The organism is Roseomonas sp. KE2513 (assembly GCF_016107305.1).
Classification (GTDB): Bacteria; Pseudomonadota; Alphaproteobacteria; order Acetobacterales; family Acetobacteraceae; genus Roseomonas.
In genome coordinates, this window is record NZ_RCVR01000012.1 from 41,165 (window position 1) to 58,648 (window position 17,484).

Below are 17,484 nucleotides of genomic sequence, written 5' to 3' on the forward strand. Positions count from 1 at the left end.
GGAGCGGACAAACGGGCGGCGCGATGCCAAGCTGCGGCATGCGCCGATCCGCCAGCACCATCGTCGACGGCATCGCCTGGGTCGGCATCTTCGCCCTGATCGCCGCCAGTCTCGGTGTCGTGCTCGTCCTGGGCTTCCCAGGCGTGCTCATCCTGGGCCTGTTGACTGCGCTGACCTGCGCGCGGGCGGAACTCTCCGAGCGCACTCCCACCTGGGGCCAAGCCGTGTTCGAGGCGCGGGCGGCCCGCGGCCGGTCGCCCGAGGAACGTGCCGCAGCGGACGAGGCCGTGGCGCGTGCTACCTCGCCGCTGCGCTACTACCGGGCCTGCGGCCTCGCCCTCATCGTGGCAGGTCTGCTCGGAACGGCCTGGCAAATCTGGGGAACGGGCTGACGGCGAGCGGGGCCTCAAACCCAGGGTACGACCTGGGGTCTGGGAGGCACGCACGGGCGACGGCAGTTCAGGAGGAAGCGCCCAGCCGCCGCGCCATATAGACCCGCCGCAGCCCGCCTTCCTCCACGAGGTCCGTCTCGCCGAACCCTGCGCGCGCGTAGATCGCCCGGTTCCGCACCATCCGCTCGTTCGTCAGCAGCCGCAGCTCACCCAGACCCAGCCGCCGCGCCTCGGCCTCGGCGAAGGCGAGCAGGAGCTGGCCGATGCCCTGACCATGCATCGCCGGCTCCACCGCCAGGTCGTCAATCCAGAGGTGGTCCGCCCGCGCCTCGATCACCGCGAGGGCCACGATGGTTCCATCCCGCTCCAGCACATGCGCCTGCCCGAGCGCGATGCGGGCTGCGAAATCGTCGTCCATCGGCGCCGGCCGCCGGCCGAGCAGCGGCACGTAGGGCGCGTAGGCCCGCTGGACGAGGGCGTGAACCGCTTCCGCCTCCCCGGGGCGCGCGAGACGAAGACTGTTCATCCCGCGGCCACTAGCAGGCCGCCGGTCACTACGGCCAGGCCGAGGATGCCGGCGCGCAGGCGCGGCCCCACCAGCCAGCGCTGCGCCGGGCCGGAGAGGACCGCGCCGAGGGCCAGCCCCGGCAGGAGGAGAAGCGCGAGCAGCGGCGTGCCCCAGTCCGCGCGCCCCGCCGGCACGGCCATGAGCAGGAGCGTGCCCTGCGCGATCAGCCAGAACAGCCCGAGAAATCCCCGCGCCGCCTCGGGCCGCAGCCGCGACACGGCAAGGCCGACGAGCGGCCCATGCACCGCCGCCAGTCCACCCATGACGCCCGAGACGAGCCCGGCGAGGCCCAGCACCCGCCCGCGCGGCCTGACCTGGGGGGAGAGGATGGTCAGCACCGCCGCCGCGAGGATCACCCCGCCGCATCCCCGGCGCGAGGCGAGGCCGGGCCAAGCGACGGCCAGCATCATGCCGATCCCGGTGCCCAGCACGACCCCCGTGACAGCCGGCAGAAGCAGTCCAGGCGGCACCGAGCCGGCGTTGGAGCGCCATTGGCCAAAGAGAAGCGCCATCATCGCCGCCGAGAAGGCCGCCGGCACCAGCCGCGGCTCGATCAGCAGCAGCAGGGGCGCGCCGACGAGGGCGGCGCCTACTCCGGCGGCGAGTTGCACGACGGCCGCCGCCGCCATGACAAGAGTGGCGAGGACGAATTGAGAGAGGTCGAGGCCCAACCCCCCCGCCGCCATCAGACCGCCGTGCCGCCGATCGTCAGCCCGCGCATCTTCAGCGTGGGCTGCCCGACGCCCACCGGCACCCCCTGGCCCTGCTTGCCGCAGGTGCCGATGCCCGCATCCAGCGCCATGTCGTTGCCGATCATGGAAACCTGCGTCAGCGCGCTCGGCCCGTCGCCGATCAGCGTCGCGCCCTTGACCGGCGCGCCGATCCTACCGTCCTCGATCATGTAGGCCTCCGAGGCGGAGAAGACGAACTTGCCGGAGGTGATGTCCACCTGCCCGCCGCCGAAGTTCACGGCATAGAGGCCGCGCTTCACGCTGCGGATGATCTCCTCCGGCGAGTGCTCGCCGCCCAGCATCACCGTGTTCGTCATCCGCGGCATCGGGGCATGCGCGTGGCTCTGCCGGCGCCCGTTGCCGGTCGGGGCCACGCCCATCAGCCGCGCGTTCTGCCGGTCCTGGATGAAGCCGGTGAGGATGCCGTCCTCGATCATCACCGTACGGCTCGTCGGCGTGCCCTCGTCGTCCACGGTGAGGGACCCGCGGCGGTCGGGGATGGTGCCGTCGTCCACCACCGTCACGCCCTTGGAGGCCACGCGCTGGCCCATCAGCCCCGCGAAGGCCGAGGTGCCCTTGCGGTTGAAGTCGCCCTCCAGCCCGTGCCCGATCGCCTCGTGCAGCAGGATGCCCGGCCAGCCCGGGCCGAGCACCACCTCCATCTCCCCGGCCGGCGCGGGCACGCTGCCGAGGTTGAGCACCGCCTGGCGCAGCGCCTCGTCCACCGCCGCCTTCCAGGAATCGGCGCCGAGCACGCGGTCATAGGCGAAGCGCCCGCCCATCCCGTAGCTGCCGGTTTCCCGCCGCCCGTCGGCCTCCACCACCACGGAGACGTTCAGCCGCACGAGCGGGCGCAGGTCCGCCACCTCCCGCCCGTCGCCCCGCAGGATCCGCACCGCCTGCCATTCGCCGTAGAGGGAGGCCATCACCTGCACCACGCGCGGGTCGCGCGCGCGGGCGAAGGCATCGATCTCGGCCAGCAGCGCGGCCTTGGCGGCGAAGTCCATCGCGTGCAGCGGGTTGGCGGGGTCGTAAAGCCGGGCATTGGTCGCGCGCGGCGGCTCGGCCAGGCGGATGGCGCCATCGCCGGGCAGGCCGCGCACGGCGGCGGCGGCGCGCTTCAGGGCGGGGGCGGTGACCTCGCCCGCATGGGCATAGGCCGCTGCCGCGCCCCGCACGGCACGCAGGCCGAAGCCGCGCTGGGTGTCGAAGGTCGCGGAGCGGATGCGCCCGTCCTCCAGGCTCAGCATCTCGCTCTCGCGGTACTCGAGGAACAGCTCGCCGTCCTCGGCGCCGGAGAGGGCGTCGGCGGTGACACGGGCAGCCTCGCCGGCGTCGAGTTCGCGGAAGAAGAGGCGGGAGGTGGTGTCGAGCGGCGTGTCGTTGCTCATGCGGTTACCTCATCGGCCGGCGGCACGGCCAGCGTCACGGTGGTACCCAGGCCAGGCGTGCTGTCGAGGGTCAGGTCGATTCCCATCGCCCCCGTCAGCGCGCGGGCGAGGTAGAGGCCGAGGCCGGAACCGGCGTAGCGCCGGTCCAGCCCCGCCTCGAGCTGCGTGAAGGCCTCGAAGGCGCGGGGGATATTCTCGGGCGTCATGCCGATGCCCGTATCGGCGAGGGTGATGAGGCAGCCACCTCCCTCGGCCGGCGATGCGGCCAGCGTCACTCGCCCGCCCACGGGGGTGAACTTCACGGCGTTGGAGAGCAGCGCGTCGAGCACCTGCCGCAGTCGCGCAGCATCCCCGCGCATGGGCGGCAGCCCTTCCGGCACGTCGAGGCAAAGGTCGATCCCCGCCTCCTTCACCGCCTTGCGGCGGGCGAGGCTGGCGGCGCGCAGGATCGGCGCGGGGTCGAAGACCGCCTCGCGCAGGAAGAGCGTGCCGGCCTCGATCCGCGTCGCCTCCAGCAACCCATCCACCAAGTTCAGAAGCTGCTGCCCCGCGGCCAGGACCTCGGCGGCGTGCGCGCGGATCAGTTCCGGCCGGCTCTCCTCGAGGATCGCCTCGGAGAAGCCGATCACCACGTGGAGCGGCGTGCGCAGCTCATGCGTCATCGTGGCCAGGAAGCCCGATTTCGTGCGGGAGGCCGCCTCGGCCGCGTCGCGCGCGGCCTCCAGCTCGGCCCGCACGCGCCGCTCCTCCGTCACGTCGCGATAGGTGCGGATGAAGCCGCCATCGGGAGTGAGGTCGGTGCGCACCTCCAGCACCGTGCCATCCGGCCGGCGGCGGACGTAGCGGTTGCGCGTCTCCAGCAACCGTTCCCCGCGGGATTCGACGAAGCTCTGCGCGTCCTTCGCGTCCGGGCCGAACTCCTTCGCCGCCACCTGCAGGGCGCGAAGCTCCAGCAGGTTCCGGCCGGGCTTCATCTGCTCCTCGGTCAGCCCCGCCATCTGCGCGGCGAGCGCATTGGCCGCGATCAGGTTGGCCTGGGCGTCGAAGAGGGCCACGCCGTCGGGCTGGTTGTCCAGCATGGCGCGCAGCGTCGCCGCGCGGCGCTCCGCCTGCTCCTCGGCATGGGTCAGGGCGGTGACGTCAGTCATCACCACCACCTGCCCGCCGTCCGGCAGCGGCACGATACGGACCGTCATGATGGTGCCATTGGGCCGCAAGCGCCTGCGCTCGGTCAGCTCAGACGGCAGGGGCCGGTCCTCGACGAGGAAGGGCGGCACGTCCCGGCCGTCGGGGCCGTACTCGCCCTGCGCGATCCGCCGCGCCGCAATGTCGCGCATGTGCTCGCCGACCGTGACCTCCGATCCCGCCATGATGGACTGATAAGCGTCGTTCACCATGCGCACGCGCTTGTCGGGCCCGTAGACGAGGACGCCGTGCGGCAGGGCGGAGAGCACGCCATCGAGTAGCTTCGCGCGGTCCTGCGCCTCCTGCTCGGCCTGGCGAAGGGCGGTGACGTCGCCGACCTCGGTGAGCACGCCGCCCTCCGGCACCGGGCGCGCGCGGATCCAGAGGGTGGAGCCGTCCGGCCGCTCCCGCCGGAACACGGTCGTGCCCTCCACCTTTGTGAGGGTGAGGTTGACCACGTCCTCCGGCGCCATACGGTCCAGCTCGCCTGCTTGGCGCAGCCGCTCGACCAGTTCGGCGCGCGTCATGCCGAGGCGGACGCCCCCGGGCCCCGCGCCGATCAGGGCCTCATAGGCCCGGTTGAAATAGGTCAGCCGCGAGGCGCCGTCCGTGACCGAGACGCCAGTGTCGAGCCGCTCAAGGATCGCCTCCAGCAGTGCCGCGTGCTCCACCGCCTCCGATTCAGAGCGGCGGACGCCCGTGATGTCCACGGAGAGAAGCACCGACCCACCGCCCGGCAAGGGCGTGCTCGTCACCTCGTGCCGGCGCCCGCCGACGCTCCTGACGAGCTGACGATGCGGCCGCGCATGGTGAAGGATGGGCGGGGCGGCGCCGGCCACGGGGCCGAAATCCCCGGCCTCGGCGAGCCGCGCGGTCACCTCGGCAGAGGAGGTGCCCGGGGGGAGGGCTTCCGTGCCCAGGCCGGCCTGGGCCCAGAAGCCGGGATTGGCGTACTGCAGCATTCCCGCGCCGTCGAAGATCGCCACTCCCGCGGGCAGGGTATCGAGCACGGCCCGAAGAGGGATGTCGCCGGGAGGGGAGGCCGTCACTCCCCGCGATCCGGACGTGGCCTTCGCAGGCCGTGCAGGAGGATGAGGGCACCCGCCAGGACACCCACCGCGACCGTCTGGTGCAGCGTACCCAGCCAAACCGGCACGACGTTCAGCAGCGTCGCGACCCCGAGGCAGTATTGCAGCATGACCACCCCCGCGAAGCCGACCGCCGCGTGTCGCGCCCAGCCCGCCGGGAGCCGCCGCAGCGCCAGCCCCGCCAGCACGAGGGAGACGAGGCCCGCGAGGCTCGCCAGCAGGCGGTGGTTGAACTGCACCGCCGCGACATTCTCCACGAGGTTGCGCCCGAAGGGGGTCAGCGCTCCATAGCCTTCCGGCACCAGCCGCCCGCCCATCAGCGGGAAGGTGTTGTAGTCGAGACCGGCGCGGATGCCCGCGACGAAGCCGCCCGCCAGCATGGCCAGCACCACCAGCCCCGCTGCCGCATGGGCCAGCGGCCGCAGCGACGCGGCCTCCGCCGGCGCGTCCCGGCGCGGGTGGAGGAGCGACAGCGCGGTCCAGAGCAGCGCGCCGAATAGGAACAGCGCGAGGCCGAGATGGATCACCAGCCGCCAGGGCGAGACGGCCGTGCGGTCCGCCTCGAAGCCGGAGGCAACCATGAACCAGCCCACTGCGCCCTGCAGCCCGCCGAGCGCGAGAAGCACCAGCAGCCGCCGGCCGTAGCCCCGCGGTATACCCCCGCGCAGCCAGAACCAGACGAGGCCGGCCGCGTAGACGAGCCCGATCAGCCGCCCCCAGAGCCGGTGGGTCCACTCAAGCCAGAAGATGCCCTTGAAGCCCTCCAGGCCGAAGCCGCGGTTCACCAGCTCATATTGCGGGATCGTGCGGTAGAGGTCGTAGAGCCGGTTCCACTCCGCCTCGTTCAGCGGCGGCAGGGTGCCCCGGAAGGGCGCCCATTCCATAATCGAGAGGCCCGACCCCGTGAGGCGTGTCGCACCACCGAGCGCCACCATCACCCAGACCATCGCGGCCACCACCAGCAGCCAGGTCGCCACGGCGCGTGAGCGGCCATCCGGCGCGGCCGCGGTGCTGAGATAAGGAGCTTGGGCGTCGAAAGGCATGATGTCCGGCAAATAGGGTGGCCAACAGATTACTGCACCCCAAAGAAGTACGCACGGCCATGCGGGGCAAGGGTGCCATGAGACCTCTCGGTCTCCGAAACGGTTTGCCCGCGCCCGGGAGGCTTTCAGGACCGCCGCGCTGGACGCGCCTCCGGCCCCCTGCTACCCCCGGCCGCCGGATGTCCCTGCCTCCCTCCCTGCCCGGCAGCCCGGCTTCCGGTCCCTCCGAGACCGCGCTCCCCGGGCCGCTGGCCGAGCCCGGCCGCTCCGGCGAGGGGCCCGGTTCCGCGCCCGCGATCAGCCCCGAGATCAGTGTCGTCGTACCTGTGCGGAACGAGGCCCCCAACATCGTGCCGCTCGTCGCCGAGATCACCGCGGCCCTGGCGGGCGTGCCGCACGAGATCGTCTATGTGGACGACGGCTCCACCGACGGCACCGCGGAGGCCGTGCGCGAGGCCGCTCGCTCCGCGCCGGTACGGCTGCTGCGCCACGCCACCTCCTGTGGGCAGTCGGCGGCCGTGGTCAGCGGCGTGCGCGCCGCCCGCGCCCCCTGGATCGCGACCCTGGACGGCGACGGGCAGAACGATCCGGCCGATATCCCCCGTCTCTGGGCCCGCGCCCGGACGGAAGGGAAGGGAGCGCTCGTCGCGGGCTGGCGCAAGACCCGCAAGGATACAACGACGAAGCGCCTGACCAGCCGCATCGCCAACCGCGTGCGCGCCCGGCTGCTGGGCGACGCGACGCCCGATACCGGCTGCGGCCTGAAGGTCTTCGCGCGGGACCTGTTCCTGAGCCTCCCTCATTTCGACCACATGCACCGCTTCCTGCCGGCCCTTGTGCTCCGCGGCGGAGGGCGGGTCGTCAGCGAGCCCGTGGGGCACCGCCCGCGCGTTCGCGGCGTCTCCAACTACGGCACGCTGGACCGCCTGGCAGTGGGCATCGTGGATCTGCTGGGCATGATGTGGCTCCAGCGCCGCTGGAAACGCCCGCGCCTGCTGCCCGAGGACGCGACGCATCCCGGAGCGCCCGCAGCGTGAGCACAGCGGCTCCCCCGCGCCCGGCGGTTGCGGCGGCCGGAAGGCTGGCGCTTCTGGCGCTGGGCCTCGGCTTCGCAGGCTGGATCATCCGCACTCTCGGCCTCGCGCCCGGCAGCGAGACCGGCACCGTCTGGGTGGACCACTGGATCCGCGGCCAGGGATTGCAGGGGGAGGCGGTCTTCCTCGCGGTGGGAGCGGCGGCGGCGGCGGCGGGGCTGCCACGGCAGGGCGTCGCCTTCCTCGGTGGCTACGCCTTCGGCGCGCCGGTCGGCACGGGGCTGGCGCTGGTGGCGCAGGTCCTCGGCTGCGCGGCCTCCTTCGGCTGGGCGCGGCTGCTCGGGCGCGACTGGGCAGCGCGCCGGCTGGAAGGCCGCCTCGGGCGCCGCCTGCGCCCGCTCCACGACCGGCTGGTGGCCAGCCCCTTCGGCGCCACCCTCGCGCTGCGGCTGCTGCCGGTCGGCAACAATCTCGCCCTCAACCTCCTCGCGGGGCTCTCGGGCGTGCGGATGGCGCCCTTCGTCCTCGGCTCGGCCATCGGCTACCTGCCGCAAACCCTCGTCTTTGCCCTGCTGGGCAACGGGGTGGCGGTGGACCGCGTGGCGCAACTCGTCCTTGGCGGGGCGCTCTTCCTCGTCTCCGTCGCGCTCGGCGCCTGGCTGCTGCGCCGCGAGCCGCCGACGGCCTGAGCGGCCCGCACTGCCGGGGCGAAGGGCTGGCCTCAGCGCCAGCCAGGCGCGCCCAGCAGTCCCATCACCCGCCCCAGCAGATCGAACAACCCGGAAGGGGCGGGCGGCGGCGCACTGCCCTCGGGCTGGCGGGCGCGGAAGCGGGCCAGCGCGCCCGGGGTGTCGGAAAGCCGGAGCTCCACCGGCTCCGCCATCGTCTGAGCCTCGGGCACCAGCATCCCTCCAACCCGCACCAGCACGCGGTCCGCTCCGGGCAACTCCGCTGCGGCCCGGGCCAGGTCCGCCTCACGCGGGGCGCAGACAAGGGAGAACCCTTCCAGAGCGCAGGGCAGTTCGAAGAGGCGGTTGGGCGGGAAGCGCAACTGCACCGTGCCGGCCAGCGCCAACGCCCCGCGCGCCGCTCCCTCCAGTGAGAGGTCGCGCGCCGCCACCACCGGCACCAGCCGCCCGCCGCGCTCCGCCACCTCCAGCACGAGGGGCGCCAGACCCGGCGAGGCGGGCAGCACCGGCCGGTTGTGCATCATCCGGCACTCCGCGCGGTCCGTCATGCGGTCGAGCCGGCAGGAAAGCAGCCAGGGCCCGAAGCTCTCCGTTCCAACGGCCGGCGGCGCCCCCTGCGCGAGGGCAGGCCCCGCGGCGAGGAGGAAGAGGGCGAAAAGACGAAGCATGACCCCACATTCGCACGGCAGCCGCGCCGCCGCTTCCCGCGATCGCGTGACCAAGGAACCGCCCGGAGACCCCCGCATGCGCCAGATCCGCTTTCCCGACGGCACGGAGGTGCCCGCCCTTGGCCAGGGCACCTGGCACATGGGCGAGCGCGGTGCCGACCGTCGGGCCGAAGCCGACGCGCTGCGCCTCGGCCTCGACCTCGGCCTGAAGCTGATCGACACGGCCGAGATGTACGCTGACGGCGGCGCGGAGGAGGTGGTGCGCGACGCGCTCGCGGGCCGTCGAGACGAGGCCTTCGTCGTCAGCAAGGTCTATCCGCAGAACGCCTCCCGCGCGCGCATGGCCAAGGCTTGCGAGGCGAGCCTACGGCGCCTGGGGATGGAGACGATCGACCTCTACCTTCTCCACTGGCGCGGCGGCGTGCCGCTCACCGAGACGGTGGAGGCCTTCGAGGCGCTTATCCGCGCCGGCAAGATCCGCCGTTGGGGTGTTTCAAACCTCGACCTGGACGATCTTGAGGAACTCGGCGCTGCGCTGCCGGACTGCGCGACCGATCAAGTGCTGTACAACCTCGATGCGCGCGGCCCGGAATACAGCCTTCTTCCCTTCTGCGCGGAGAAGGAGATGCCGGTTATGGCCTATTCGCCGGTGGGGCAGGGCGGGCGCCTGCTGTGCAACCCGGCGCTGCTGAAGGTCGCGGCGCGGCACGGCACCGGGGCGGCCGCGATCGCCCTGGCCTTCGTGCTGCGGAGGAAAGGCGTGATCGCCATTCCCAAGGCCGGCGACCCTGCGCATGTCCGCGAGAATGCGGCCGCCGCCGCGATATCGCTCTCGGAGGAAGACCTGCGCGACCTCGACGCCGCCTTCCCGCCACCGCGGCGCAAGACCGCGCTCGCGATGCTCTGACGGCGGGCGTGCCTACTGGACGCCGTGCTCCGCGCCGGGTGGGTTCACCCCAAGGCTACGCATGGCGTCCACCAGCTCCCGCGTGCGGAAGGGCTTGCGGAGGAAACGCTCCTTCGGCCCGAACTCCCGCCCGTTCCCATGCGCTGGCCGGCCGGTGAGATAGATCACCGGCAGGTCAGGATGCTGCTCCTGCGCCAGGCGTGCGGCGTCGAAACCGGACGGGCCAGGGCCAAGGTCGATATCTGTCAGCAGCAGGCTGCAGCCCGCGCTGGAGGCAATCTGCTCCAGCGCATCGTCGGCCGTGGTGGCCGGCCGAACGGCAAAGCCTTCCGCCTCGATGATGTCCGTCAGGACATCCCGCACAAGGTCGTCGTCTTCCAGCACCACCACGTCGAAGTTCGGCCCGGGCAAGTTCATGCAATCCTCCGCACGCATAACGCGGAGAAACGGGGATTGTTCGGTAACGAAGGATTGGAAGACGATGACAAGACCGGTGCGGGTTGCGGCCGTGGGCGAAGAGGGCTCTTGTCGCACTAGGTGAAATAGAGGGATTCAGATGAGCAGAGGGGCACCGTTGCGCGTCGCCGTGGCCGGACTGGGCGCGGTGGGAACGGCGGTCGTCGCCGCGCTGGAAGCGGGGCTGCCCGGCTGCACGCTCGCCGCCGTTTCCGCGCGCGACCTCGGGGCCGCTCGCGCCCGTCTGGCCGCGGACGTGCCCGTCGTGCCGCTCGAGGACCTCGAAACCCTGGCTGATATCGTGGTGGAAGCCGCGCCGGCCGCGCTCCTCCCGGCCATCGCAGAACCCTTCCTGCGCTCTGGCAAGGGCGTGGTCGTGCTGAGCGCCGGCGCGCTGCTGCGGGCAGGGCACCTGATCGACCTCGCGCGCGAGCACGGCGGGCAGATCACCGTGCCCACCGGCGCGCTGCTCGGCCTCGACGCCGTGGCCGCCGCGGCGGAAGGGGTGATCCACTCCGTGAGGATGGTGACGCGAAAGCCCGTGCGCGGCCTTCTCGGCGCCCCCTACCTCGTCGAGAACAACATCGCGATCGATGACATCACGGAACCCCTGCGCGTCTTCAAGGGCACCCCGCGCGAAGCCGCGATCGGCTTTCCGGCGAACCTCAACGTCGCCGTGGCCCTCTCGCTCGCCGGGATCGGCCCGGACCGGACCGAACTCGAGATCTGGGCGGACCCGGCGCTGACCCGCAACACCCACCGCATCGAGGTGGAGGCGGACTCGGCCAGCTTCTCCATGTTGATCGAGAACATCCCGAGCGAGAACCCCAAGACCGGCCGCATCACCGCCCTCTCGGTCCTCGCCTGCCTGCGCCGGATGAGGGCACCGCTGCGCGTCGGTACCTGAGGCCGGTTCTGGTGGCCGCCGGAGAGGGCTCTGCCCTCTCCGGCACCTCACCCGCCAAGGGCCTGAGGCGCTTGGATCCCCGCTTGGCTGTCGCGGATGCGATGATCGGGGGCGGTGTTCTTGAGCGCCCTTCCTGGGCGTGCGGTCGCCCCGGGTGAGTGACCCGAGGCGCACCGGCCACGAAGCCGTTCAAACAGGTAGAGAAAGATGATGGTGAGGGGGCTGGGGAGGGGGAGAATTCCTTCTTTCCCTCCCCAGCGTCACCAGCCGAGAACGAGGCCCGCCCTTAGGAAGCCCGCCCGCGCGCCACCATCCGGGCCAGTTCGTCCACGCCGAGGAAGCGCGGCGCGCTGCCGGCGGCCAGGGCGTCGAGGCTCGGCGCGGGCAGGCCGAGGCGGCTGGCGTAGATCCAGGAATAGGCGAGCACGCGCTGCACATAGGCGCGCGTTTCGTTGAAAGGGATGCTTTCCATGAACAGGAAGGGGTCGTCGCGGTGCCCGTTGGCAGGCATCCAGCGCGAGAGATTGCCTGGCCCCGCATTGTAGGCCGCGAGGAGTCGAATGAGGTTCCCCTGCACGTTCTCCTGGCCGGAGAGCTGGAGCAGGTAGCGCTGCCCGAGCTCCAGGCTGTAGCCGGGGTCGTGCAGACGGCGGCTGCCCCCGTCGCGCAGGGCCGCGTCGCCGGTGATATAGGCGGCGGTGGCGGGCATCACCTGCATCAGCCCGCGCGCTCCGGCCGGGGAGACGGCATCGGGGTCGAAGTTCGATTCCTGCCGCGCCAGCCCGTAGATGAGCGAGGGATCGGCCCGCCAGCCGCCCTGCGGCTCCAGCCGCGGCACGGGGAAGCGGGCGTAGTCGCGCGGCCGCCCGTCCGCGGCCTGGGCCTGGGAGGCGAGCATCGTCGCCAGCTCCGTCATGCCCGAACCCGTCGCCGCGGCCAGCATGCCGCGGGCGAGTGCCGGATTGCCCTGCGCGACCGACCAGAGGCGGCGCAGCTCCGCTTCGGCGCGCGCCTTCTGGCCTATCTGGATGAGGGCGAGAGCGCGCCAGCCCCCGGCAGTCTCGGCCAGCGCGGCGGCCTCGGCTTCCCCGGCCACATCGCTCTCCCAGGCGAAGCCAGGGGGCAGGCCGAGGGCGCGGCGCGCGACCAGCCCGTAGAAGGTGCGCGGCTCCTGGGAGGCCTGGAGCATCCAGGGCACGTAGCCCTGCGGCCGGCGGGAGCGGACGGCGGCGCGGGCGGTCCAGAAGGCGGCGGCGGAGCGCAGCACGGCGGGCGCCGCCTCGTTGCGCGCGGCCATCTCGAAGAAGGGCAGGGCCCCGTCGTACTGCCCGAGCCCCCAGGCGGAGAGCCCGGCGAGATAGGCCGCCTGGGCCGGCGCCCCAGGCACGCGGGCGGCCATGGAGGCGACGCGGAAGGCCTCCGCATCCTTGCCGGAGGTGAAGAGGGCCTGCGCCACATCCGTCTGGAGCGCCGCGGCATAGGACGGCGTCATGCCGCGGGTGCTCGCGATGTGCCGCAGCGCCTCCGCCACCTCGCCACGGGCGGCCATTTCCCGCACTGTGCGGTCGAGGGCAGGGTTGCGCAGCATCGGCGCGCGGGCGGCGGTGGGCGGCTCGCGCTCCTCTGGCGGCACCTCCTGGCCTGGGGCGGGCACCGCCTCGGCCGCGGGCTCGCCGGGCAGGGGGGGCACCTCCGCGCCGCGCGGCAGACGGGCGACCAGCATCGCGTGCAGCCGCGGCGCGTCCGGGTAGTCCGCGTTCTCGGAGAGCCAGGCGCGCAGCTCGGCAGTGCTCGGTTCTACCCCACCGGAGCGCCAGCGGTCCGCCAGCACGTGGCCGATCAGGCGGCGATCCTCTAGCCGCTCGGCCTCGCGCATGGCCTGAGCCATCTCGCCGCGCGCTTGCAGCTCGAAGATCCGCCGCAGCCGGGCCGCATCGGAAGGGGCAAGGGGCTGGGGCAGCCGCATGGGCGCGGGCGGCTGGGCTGCCGCCGCGAGCGGCGTGCGCGCGAAGGAGAGGGCGATCTCCTGCGGTGTCACCATCTCCCGCAGCCGCCCGGCGGGGCGGGTGAGCGTAATAGGCTCCGGCTCGTGCGGGATGACCTCGACGAGGCGGAGCGGCGGGCGGCCCCGCGTGTCTCGCTGTACGGTGCGGGCGCCGCGCGCCTTTGAACCCCGCGATGCCGGCTGGGCCGTGGCCTGGGCACGGCCGTGCCGCGCCTTCCGGGGCGCCTCGGCCGCCGCATGGGCCTGGCGTCCGGCCGCGCGGGCGGGGCCTGGCCGCGGTGCGGCGGCACGGGTCGCCCGCTGGTGGTCGCGCGGCAGGACCTGCTCGCGGCGCGGATGGCTCTCCGATGCGCGATGCGGGGCGGCCTCGGCAACTGGCGCGCACAGGGCGAACGCCATCACCAAAGCCAGCCACGCCGCGCGCCTTCGCCGGGGGGGACGGCGATCGAGCCCGGGGGGGGAAGCTCGCATAAGGACGCAGGCGTTAAGGGCTGATGCCGAGCTGGACAACCCGCGAGCGCGTGATGGCGGCCTCCGACGGACGAGAATCAATGGCTTGGCGGTCGTGCGCTCTTCACGTTCCGTTCAATGAACCGCTTCAGGCGGCGGAGCATCCAGGGCGCGGCGCAGCAGCCGAAGGTCGGTCCAGGCATCCCGCTTGGCCGCCGGCTGCCGCAGGAGATAGGCCGGGTGCAGCGTTGCGAGCGCCGGAACCGGTCCCAGCCCGGGCACATCGAGGCTGTGCCAGCGGCCGCGGAGTCGGGTGATCCCCTCGTTCCGCCGCAGCAGCGCCTTGGCCGCGGTGCCGCCCAGAAGAACGATGTGGCGCGGCCGCACGAGGGAGAGGTGGCGCAGAACGAAGGGCGTGAAGACCGTCATCTCCGCGTCGGTCGGGGTGCGGTTTCCCGGCGGCCGCCAGGGAAGGATATTGGTCAGATAGGCATTCCGCGCCCGCTCCACCCCGATGCTCGCAAGCATCCGGTCCAGCAGTCGGCCGGAGACACCGACGAAGGGCTTGCCCTGCCGGTCCTCGTCCGCCCCCGGCGCCTCCCCGATGAGGACGAGGCCCGAATCCGGAACCCCATCGGCCAGGACGAGGTTCCCCGCCGTCTCCCGCAGCGGGTGGTTGAGGGCGGCGAGCGCCTCCCGCAGCGCCTCCAGGCTGTCGGCCCCCGCCGCCAGCTCGCCGGCGCGGAGGGCGGCAGGAGCGAAAGCTGCGGCAGGCGGGGCGGCCGGGCGGGCGGGGGAGGGTGGCGGGGAGGGCATGGCCGGCCGCGCGACCTCGGCCACCGCGGGCGCCGCCATAGGGGCCGCCCGCGCGCGGGTGCGGTCCTGCGGCACCTCCTCAAGCGCCTCGTCGGCGCCCCAGGCGATCTGCAGCTCCAGCGCGGCGAGCAGGGCCGCGGTCTCAGCCTCGTCCAACTCCATTCCCCTGGTATCGCCTCCCCGATGACCCCTGTGCAATGCCATGCAGGGGCATGGGGTTACAGCCGGCCCAGGCCAGCGCTACATCCGAGGCAAGTTCAGGAGGAGCCCCCGTGTCAGACCGCGAGAGCATGGAATTCGACGTCCTGGTGGTCGGCGGTGGCCCGGCCGGGCTGGCGGCCGCCATCCGGCTGAAACAGGCCGCGCCGGACGCTACCGTCTGCCTCGTGGAGAAGGGCTCCGAGATCGGCGCCCATACCCTGTCGGGCGCGGTGCTGGAGCCGCGCGCGCTGGACGAGTTGTTCCCGGACTGGCGCGACGACCCGCCGGCGCTGATGACGCCGGCCGGCGACGACCGCTTCATGCTGCTGACCGAGAAGCGCGCCATCAAGCTGCCCACGCCGCCGGCCATGGACAACCACGGCAACTATATCGTCTCCCTCGGCAATGTCTGCCGCTGGCTCGGCGCGCGCGCCGAGGCGATGGGCATCGAGATCTACCCGGGCTTCGCCGCCTCCGACCTCGTGGTCGAGGAGGGGCAGGTGAAGGGCGTGGTCGCCGGCGTGATGGGCATCACGAAGGAGGGCGAGGAGGGGCCGGACTACCAGCCGGGCATGGAGCTCCGCGCCACCTACACGATCTTCGCCGAGGGCTGCCGCGGCTCGCTAACCAAGCGCCTGTTCGAGATGTACGACCTGCGCAAGGACTGCCAGCCGCAGACCTTCGCCCTCGGCATGAAGGAGCTGTGGGAAATCCCGAAGGAGAAGCACACGCCGGGCCTGGTGTGGCACTCCACGGGCTGGCCGCTGAAGAGCGACACCTATGGCGGCTCCTGGCTCTACATGCTCGGCGAGAACCTCGTCTCCATCGGTTTCGTCGTCGGGCTCGATTACAAGAACCCCTGGCTCTCGCCCTTCGACGAGTTCCAGCGCTTCAAGACCCACCCGGCCGTGCGCGGCTTCCTCGAGGGCGGCAAGCGCATCGCCTATGGCGCCCGCGCGCTGAACGAGGGCGGTGCGCAATCCGTGCCGCGCCTCGTCTTCCCCGGCGGCATGCTGGTGGGCGACACGGCGGGCTTCCTCAACGTGCCGAAGATCAAGGGCACGCACACCGCGATGAAGAGCGGCATGGTGGCGGCCGAGGCCGTGGCCGCCGCGCTCGCCAGCGGCAGCCCGCCGCCGGTGCTGGAGAGCTACCCCGAGGCCATCCGCAACTCCTGGGTCTGGGACGAGCTGCACAGCGTGCGCAACATCCGCCCGGGCTTTGCGAAATACGGCTTTTGGGGCGGCATGGCCGCCGCGGCGCTCGACACCTACGTCTTCCGCGGCAAGGCTCCCTGGACCTGGGTGCACCATGCCGACCACGAGACGCTCAAGCCCGCTGCCGAGAGCAAGCGCATCACCTATCCCAAGCCCGATGGCGTGCTGACCTTCGATCGCCTCTCCTCCGTGTTCCTCTCGAACACGAACCACGAGGAGAACCAGCCCGCGCACCTCGTGCTGCGCGAGCCGACGCGCTGGAAGCCCGTGAACTGGGACCAGTTCCGGAGTCCCGAGAGCCGCTACTGCCCCGCCGCCGTCTATGAGGCGGTTGGACCGGAAGCGGAGCGAGAGCTGCGCGGCACGCCGGATGCCGAGGCAACGGGCCAGGGTGCGACGACCGAGGCCGGCGACGCCGCCGTGCAGCTTGTCATCAACGCGCAGAACTGCGTCCACTGCAAAACCTGCGACATCAAGGACCCCACCCAGAATATCGACTGGCGCACGCCGGAGGGCGGCGGCGGGCCCAACTACATCGGTGGTATGTGAGGATCGGCGAGCAGGTCGTCCTCGTCACCGGCGCAGGCCGCGGGGGCTGGGGGCGGCCATCGCCGCCGCCTTCGGGCGGGAGGGCGCGCGGGTGGTGGTGAACTACCGCCGGAGCGCCGAGGGGGCGGCCGCCGTGGCCGCACCCTTCGGGGAGCGCGCCCTGGCGATGCAGGCGGACGTCACCGATCCCGGCGCCGTCGCGGCCATGCTCTCCACGGCCGAGATCCGCTTCGGTACGCCGGTCACGACCATCGTGCACAACGCCCTCTCGGACTTCCACTTCAACGGGGATGAGCGGGCGAGGATCTCGGACATCCCCTGGCCGGACTTCGCGGCGCAGATGGCGGTCTCTGTCCGCGGCGCGCTGAACCTTATCCAGGCCGCATCCCCCGCCATGGCGCAGCGCGGCTTCGGCCGCATCGTCACCATCGGCACGAACCTGTTTCAGAATCCGGTCGTGCCGTACCATGATTACACCGCCGCCAAGGCCGCGCTGCTCTCGCTCACCCGCACCGCCGCCGCCGATCTCGGGCCGCAGGGGATCACGGTGAACATGCTCTCGGGCGGGCTGCTTCGCACCACCGACGCGAGCGCCGCGACGCCGGTAGCGGTCTTCGACCTCATCGCGCAGTCCACCCCGCTGCGCCGCGTCACCACACCCGAGGAATTCGCTGACGCGGCTCTCTTTTTCGCTTCCCCCTGGAGCCGCGCGGTGACGGGGCAGAACCTCGTGGTGGATGGCGGGCTGGTTCGCGACTGATCAGCCTTCGCCTATCAGGAGGTTCAGCGCGCGGAGGATGAGCGCGCGCTCCGCCTCGTCGAAGGGCGCCAGCCTTTCCCGCTGATGGGCGCGGGCGGCGGCCAGGACCGGCTTCACCCGCGCGCGGCCCTTGGGCGTGATGTGGATCAGCACCCGCCGCCGGTCCTCACGCGCGCCGCGGCGGCGCACCAGTCCCTCGGCCTCCATCCGGTCCAGCACCTTGGTCATGCTCGGCTGCTTCATCATGACCATCTCTGCCAACTGGCCCACGGCCAGCCCGTCCGCCTCCACCAGGCAGGCCAGCACCCGCCATTCCGGCACGGACAGGTCCCACCCCTTCAGCGAGGCGTGGAAGGAGGACGAGACCGAATGGCTCGCCCGCGCGAGGAGATAGGGCAGGTAGGTCTCGGTGAAAGCCACGGGAAAC

The 17,484-nt window shown here is 72.4% G+C and carries 17 protein-coding genes; 7 read left to right on the forward strand and 10 right to left on the reverse strand.

What is annotated here, in order from left to right; genetic code table 11:
• The first annotated feature begins 38 nt into the window (after positions 1-38).
• Positions 39-392: a hypothetical protein gene (locus D9599_RS13820; RefSeq protein ID WP_198381820.1), complete on the forward strand. Its 354-nt coding sequence runs from the start codon at positions 39-41 to the stop codon at positions 390-392.
• Between the two features lie 67 nt (positions 393-459).
• Here D9599_RS13820 and D9599_RS13825 read toward each other — a convergent pair whose 3' ends face one another.
• Genes D9599_RS13825 through D9599_RS13845 form a run of 5 tightly spaced genes read right to left on the reverse strand, consistent with a single transcriptional unit; the run spans position 460 to position 6,398 of the window.
• Positions 460-918 carry a GNAT family N-acetyltransferase gene (locus tag D9599_RS13825; protein ID WP_198381821.1) on the reverse strand — a complete coding sequence of 153 codons (459 nt, stop codon included), beginning with the start codon at positions 916-918 and terminating at the stop codon, positions 460-462.
• On the reverse strand, positions 915-1,646 hold the full coding sequence (locus D9599_RS13830) for a TSUP family transporter (RefSeq protein WP_198381822.1): 732 nt from the start codon (positions 1,644-1,646) through the stop codon (positions 915-917). The genes D9599_RS13825 and D9599_RS13830 overlap by 4 nt, the downstream gene beginning before the upstream one ends.
• On the reverse strand, positions 1,646-3,082 hold the full coding sequence (gene tldD / locus D9599_RS13835) for a metalloprotease TldD (protein ID WP_198381823.1): 1,437 nt from the start codon (positions 3,080-3,082) through the stop codon (positions 1,646-1,648). The genes D9599_RS13830 and tldD overlap by 1 nt, the downstream gene beginning before the upstream one ends.
• Complete coding sequence (locus tag D9599_RS13840; protein WP_198381824.1) at positions 3,079-5,316, reverse strand: PAS domain-containing sensor histidine kinase; 2,238 nt, start codon at positions 5,314-5,316, stop codon at positions 3,079-3,081. Before D9599_RS13840 ends, tldD begins: the two co-directional genes overlap by 4 nt.
• On the reverse strand, positions 5,313-6,398 hold the full coding sequence (locus tag D9599_RS13845; RefSeq protein ID WP_198381825.1) for a COX15/CtaA family protein: 1,086 nt from the start codon (positions 6,396-6,398) through the stop codon (positions 5,313-5,315). The genes D9599_RS13840 and D9599_RS13845 overlap by 4 nt, the downstream gene beginning before the upstream one ends.
• A gap of 179 nt (positions 6,399-6,577) precedes the next feature.
• On the opposite strand from D9599_RS13845, the gene D9599_RS13850 reads away from it, so the two are divergent.
• Together D9599_RS13850 and D9599_RS13855 are read left to right on the forward strand one after the other, a co-directional pair.
• On the forward strand, positions 6,578-7,435 hold the full coding sequence (locus tag D9599_RS13850) for a glycosyltransferase family 2 protein (protein ID WP_198381826.1): 858 nt from the start codon (positions 6,578-6,580) through the stop codon (positions 7,433-7,435).
• Positions 7,432-8,121, forward strand: coding sequence for a VTT domain-containing protein (locus tag D9599_RS13855; RefSeq protein WP_198381827.1), 690 nt, complete (start codon positions 7,432-7,434; stop codon positions 8,119-8,121). The genes D9599_RS13850 and D9599_RS13855 overlap by 4 nt, the downstream gene beginning before the upstream one ends.
• 32 nt (positions 8,122-8,153) lie before the next feature.
• On the opposite strand, the gene D9599_RS13860 is transcribed toward D9599_RS13855, so the two are convergent.
• Complete coding sequence (locus D9599_RS13860; RefSeq protein WP_198381828.1) at positions 8,154-8,789, reverse strand: hypothetical protein; 636 nt, start codon at positions 8,787-8,789, stop codon at positions 8,154-8,156.
• Positions 8,790-8,865: 76 nt separating this feature from the next.
• On the opposite strand from D9599_RS13860, the gene D9599_RS13865 reads away from it, so the two are divergent.
• Complete coding sequence (locus D9599_RS13865; RefSeq protein ID WP_198381921.1) at positions 8,866-9,696, forward strand: aldo/keto reductase; 831 nt, start codon at positions 8,866-8,868, stop codon at positions 9,694-9,696.
• A 12-nt stretch (positions 9,697-9,708) separates the two neighbouring features.
• On the opposite strand, the gene D9599_RS13870 is transcribed toward D9599_RS13865, so the two are convergent.
• Entirely contained in the window at positions 9,709-10,113 is a 405-nt protein-coding gene (locus D9599_RS13870; protein ID WP_198381829.1) for a response regulator, read from the reverse strand.
• A 139-nt stretch (positions 10,114-10,252) separates the two neighbouring features.
• On the opposite strand from D9599_RS13870, the gene D9599_RS13875 reads away from it, so the two are divergent.
• Positions 10,253-11,059 (forward strand): aspartate dehydrogenase, encoded by an 807-nt coding sequence (locus tag D9599_RS13875; protein ID WP_198381830.1) that lies wholly within the window; start codon positions 10,253-10,255, stop codon positions 11,057-11,059.
• Between the two features lie 286 nt (positions 11,060-11,345).
• On the opposite strand, the gene D9599_RS13880 is transcribed toward D9599_RS13875, so the two are convergent.
• Positions 11,346-13,463 carry a lytic transglycosylase domain-containing protein gene (locus tag D9599_RS13880; RefSeq protein ID WP_232480493.1) on the reverse strand — a complete coding sequence of 706 codons (2,118 nt, stop codon included), beginning with the start codon at positions 13,461-13,463 and terminating at the stop codon, positions 11,346-11,348.
• Between the two features lie 186 nt (positions 13,464-13,649).
• Entirely contained in the window at positions 13,650-14,492 is an 843-nt protein-coding gene (locus D9599_RS13885) for a uracil-DNA glycosylase (protein WP_198381831.1), read from the reverse strand.
• Positions 14,493-14,620: 128 nt separating this feature from the next.
• Here D9599_RS13885 and D9599_RS13890 point away from each other — a divergent pair, with 128 nt between their 5' ends.
• Both D9599_RS13890 and D9599_RS13895 read left to right on the forward strand, forming a co-directional pair.
• Positions 14,621-16,297, forward strand: a complete 1,677-nt coding sequence (locus tag D9599_RS13890) for an electron transfer flavoprotein-ubiquinone oxidoreductase (protein ID WP_232480508.1) — start codon at positions 14,621-14,623, stop codon at positions 16,295-16,297.
• Positions 16,287-17,057: a 3-oxoacyl-ACP reductase gene (locus D9599_RS13895; protein ID WP_198381833.1), complete on the forward strand. Its 771-nt coding sequence runs from the start codon at positions 16,287-16,289 to the stop codon at positions 17,055-17,057. The genes D9599_RS13890 and D9599_RS13895 overlap by 11 nt, the downstream gene beginning before the upstream one ends.
• Here D9599_RS13895 and D9599_RS13900 read toward each other — a convergent pair whose 3' ends face one another.
• Positions 17,058-17,477 (reverse strand): MarR family winged helix-turn-helix transcriptional regulator, encoded by a 420-nt coding sequence (locus D9599_RS13900; RefSeq protein ID WP_198381834.1) that lies wholly within the window; start codon positions 17,475-17,477, stop codon positions 17,058-17,060.
• Positions 17,478-17,484: the final 7 nt, after the last annotated feature.

What these genes read in the sequence shown, in the direction of transcription:
- D9599_RS13845 (WP_198381825.1), bottom strand. Translation starts at nt 6,398, where the DNA reads ATGCCTTTCGACGCCCAAGCTCCTTATCTCAGCACCGCGGCCGCGCCG.
- D9599_RS13875 (WP_198381830.1), top strand. Translation starts at nt 10,253, where the DNA reads ATGAGCAGAGGGGCACCGTTGCGCGTCGCCGTGGCCGGACTGGGCGCG.
- tldD (WP_198381823.1), bottom strand. Translation starts at nt 3,082, where the DNA reads ATGAGCAACGACACGCCGCTCGACACCACCTCCCGCCTCTTCTTCCGC.
- D9599_RS13860 (WP_198381828.1), bottom strand. Translation starts at nt 8,789, where the DNA reads ATGCTTCGTCTTTTCGCCCTCTTCCTCCTCGCCGCGGGGCCTGCCCTC.
- D9599_RS13885 (WP_198381831.1), bottom strand. Translation starts at nt 14,492, where the DNA reads ATGGAGTTGGACGAGGCTGAGACCGCGGCCCTGCTCGCCGCGCTGGAG.
- D9599_RS13825 (WP_198381821.1), bottom strand. Translation starts at nt 918, where the DNA reads ATGAACAGTCTTCGTCTCGCGCGCCCCGGGGAGGCGGAAGCGGTTCAC.
- D9599_RS13890 (WP_232480508.1), top strand. Translation starts at nt 14,621, where the DNA reads ATGGAATTCGACGTCCTGGTGGTCGGCGGTGGCCCGGCCGGGCTGGCG.
- D9599_RS13830 (WP_198381822.1), bottom strand. Translation starts at nt 1,646, where the DNA reads ATGGCGGCGGGGGGGTTGGGCCTCGACCTCTCTCAATTCGTCCTCGCC.
- D9599_RS13865 (WP_198381921.1), top strand. Translation starts at nt 8,866, where the DNA reads ATGCGCCAGATCCGCTTTCCCGACGGCACGGAGGTGCCCGCCCTTGGC.
- D9599_RS13870 (WP_198381829.1), bottom strand. Translation starts at nt 10,113, where the DNA reads ATGAACTTGCCCGGGCCGAACTTCGACGTGGTGGTGCTGGAAGACGAC.
- D9599_RS13820 (WP_198381820.1), top strand. Translation starts at nt 39, where the DNA reads ATGCGCCGATCCGCCAGCACCATCGTCGACGGCATCGCCTGGGTCGGC.
- D9599_RS13850 (WP_198381826.1), top strand. Translation starts at nt 6,578, where the DNA reads ATGTCCCTGCCTCCCTCCCTGCCCGGCAGCCCGGCTTCCGGTCCCTCC.
- D9599_RS13880 (WP_232480493.1), bottom strand. Translation starts at nt 13,463, where the DNA reads ATGGCGTTCGCCCTGTGCGCGCCAGTTGCCGAGGCCGCCCCGCATCGC.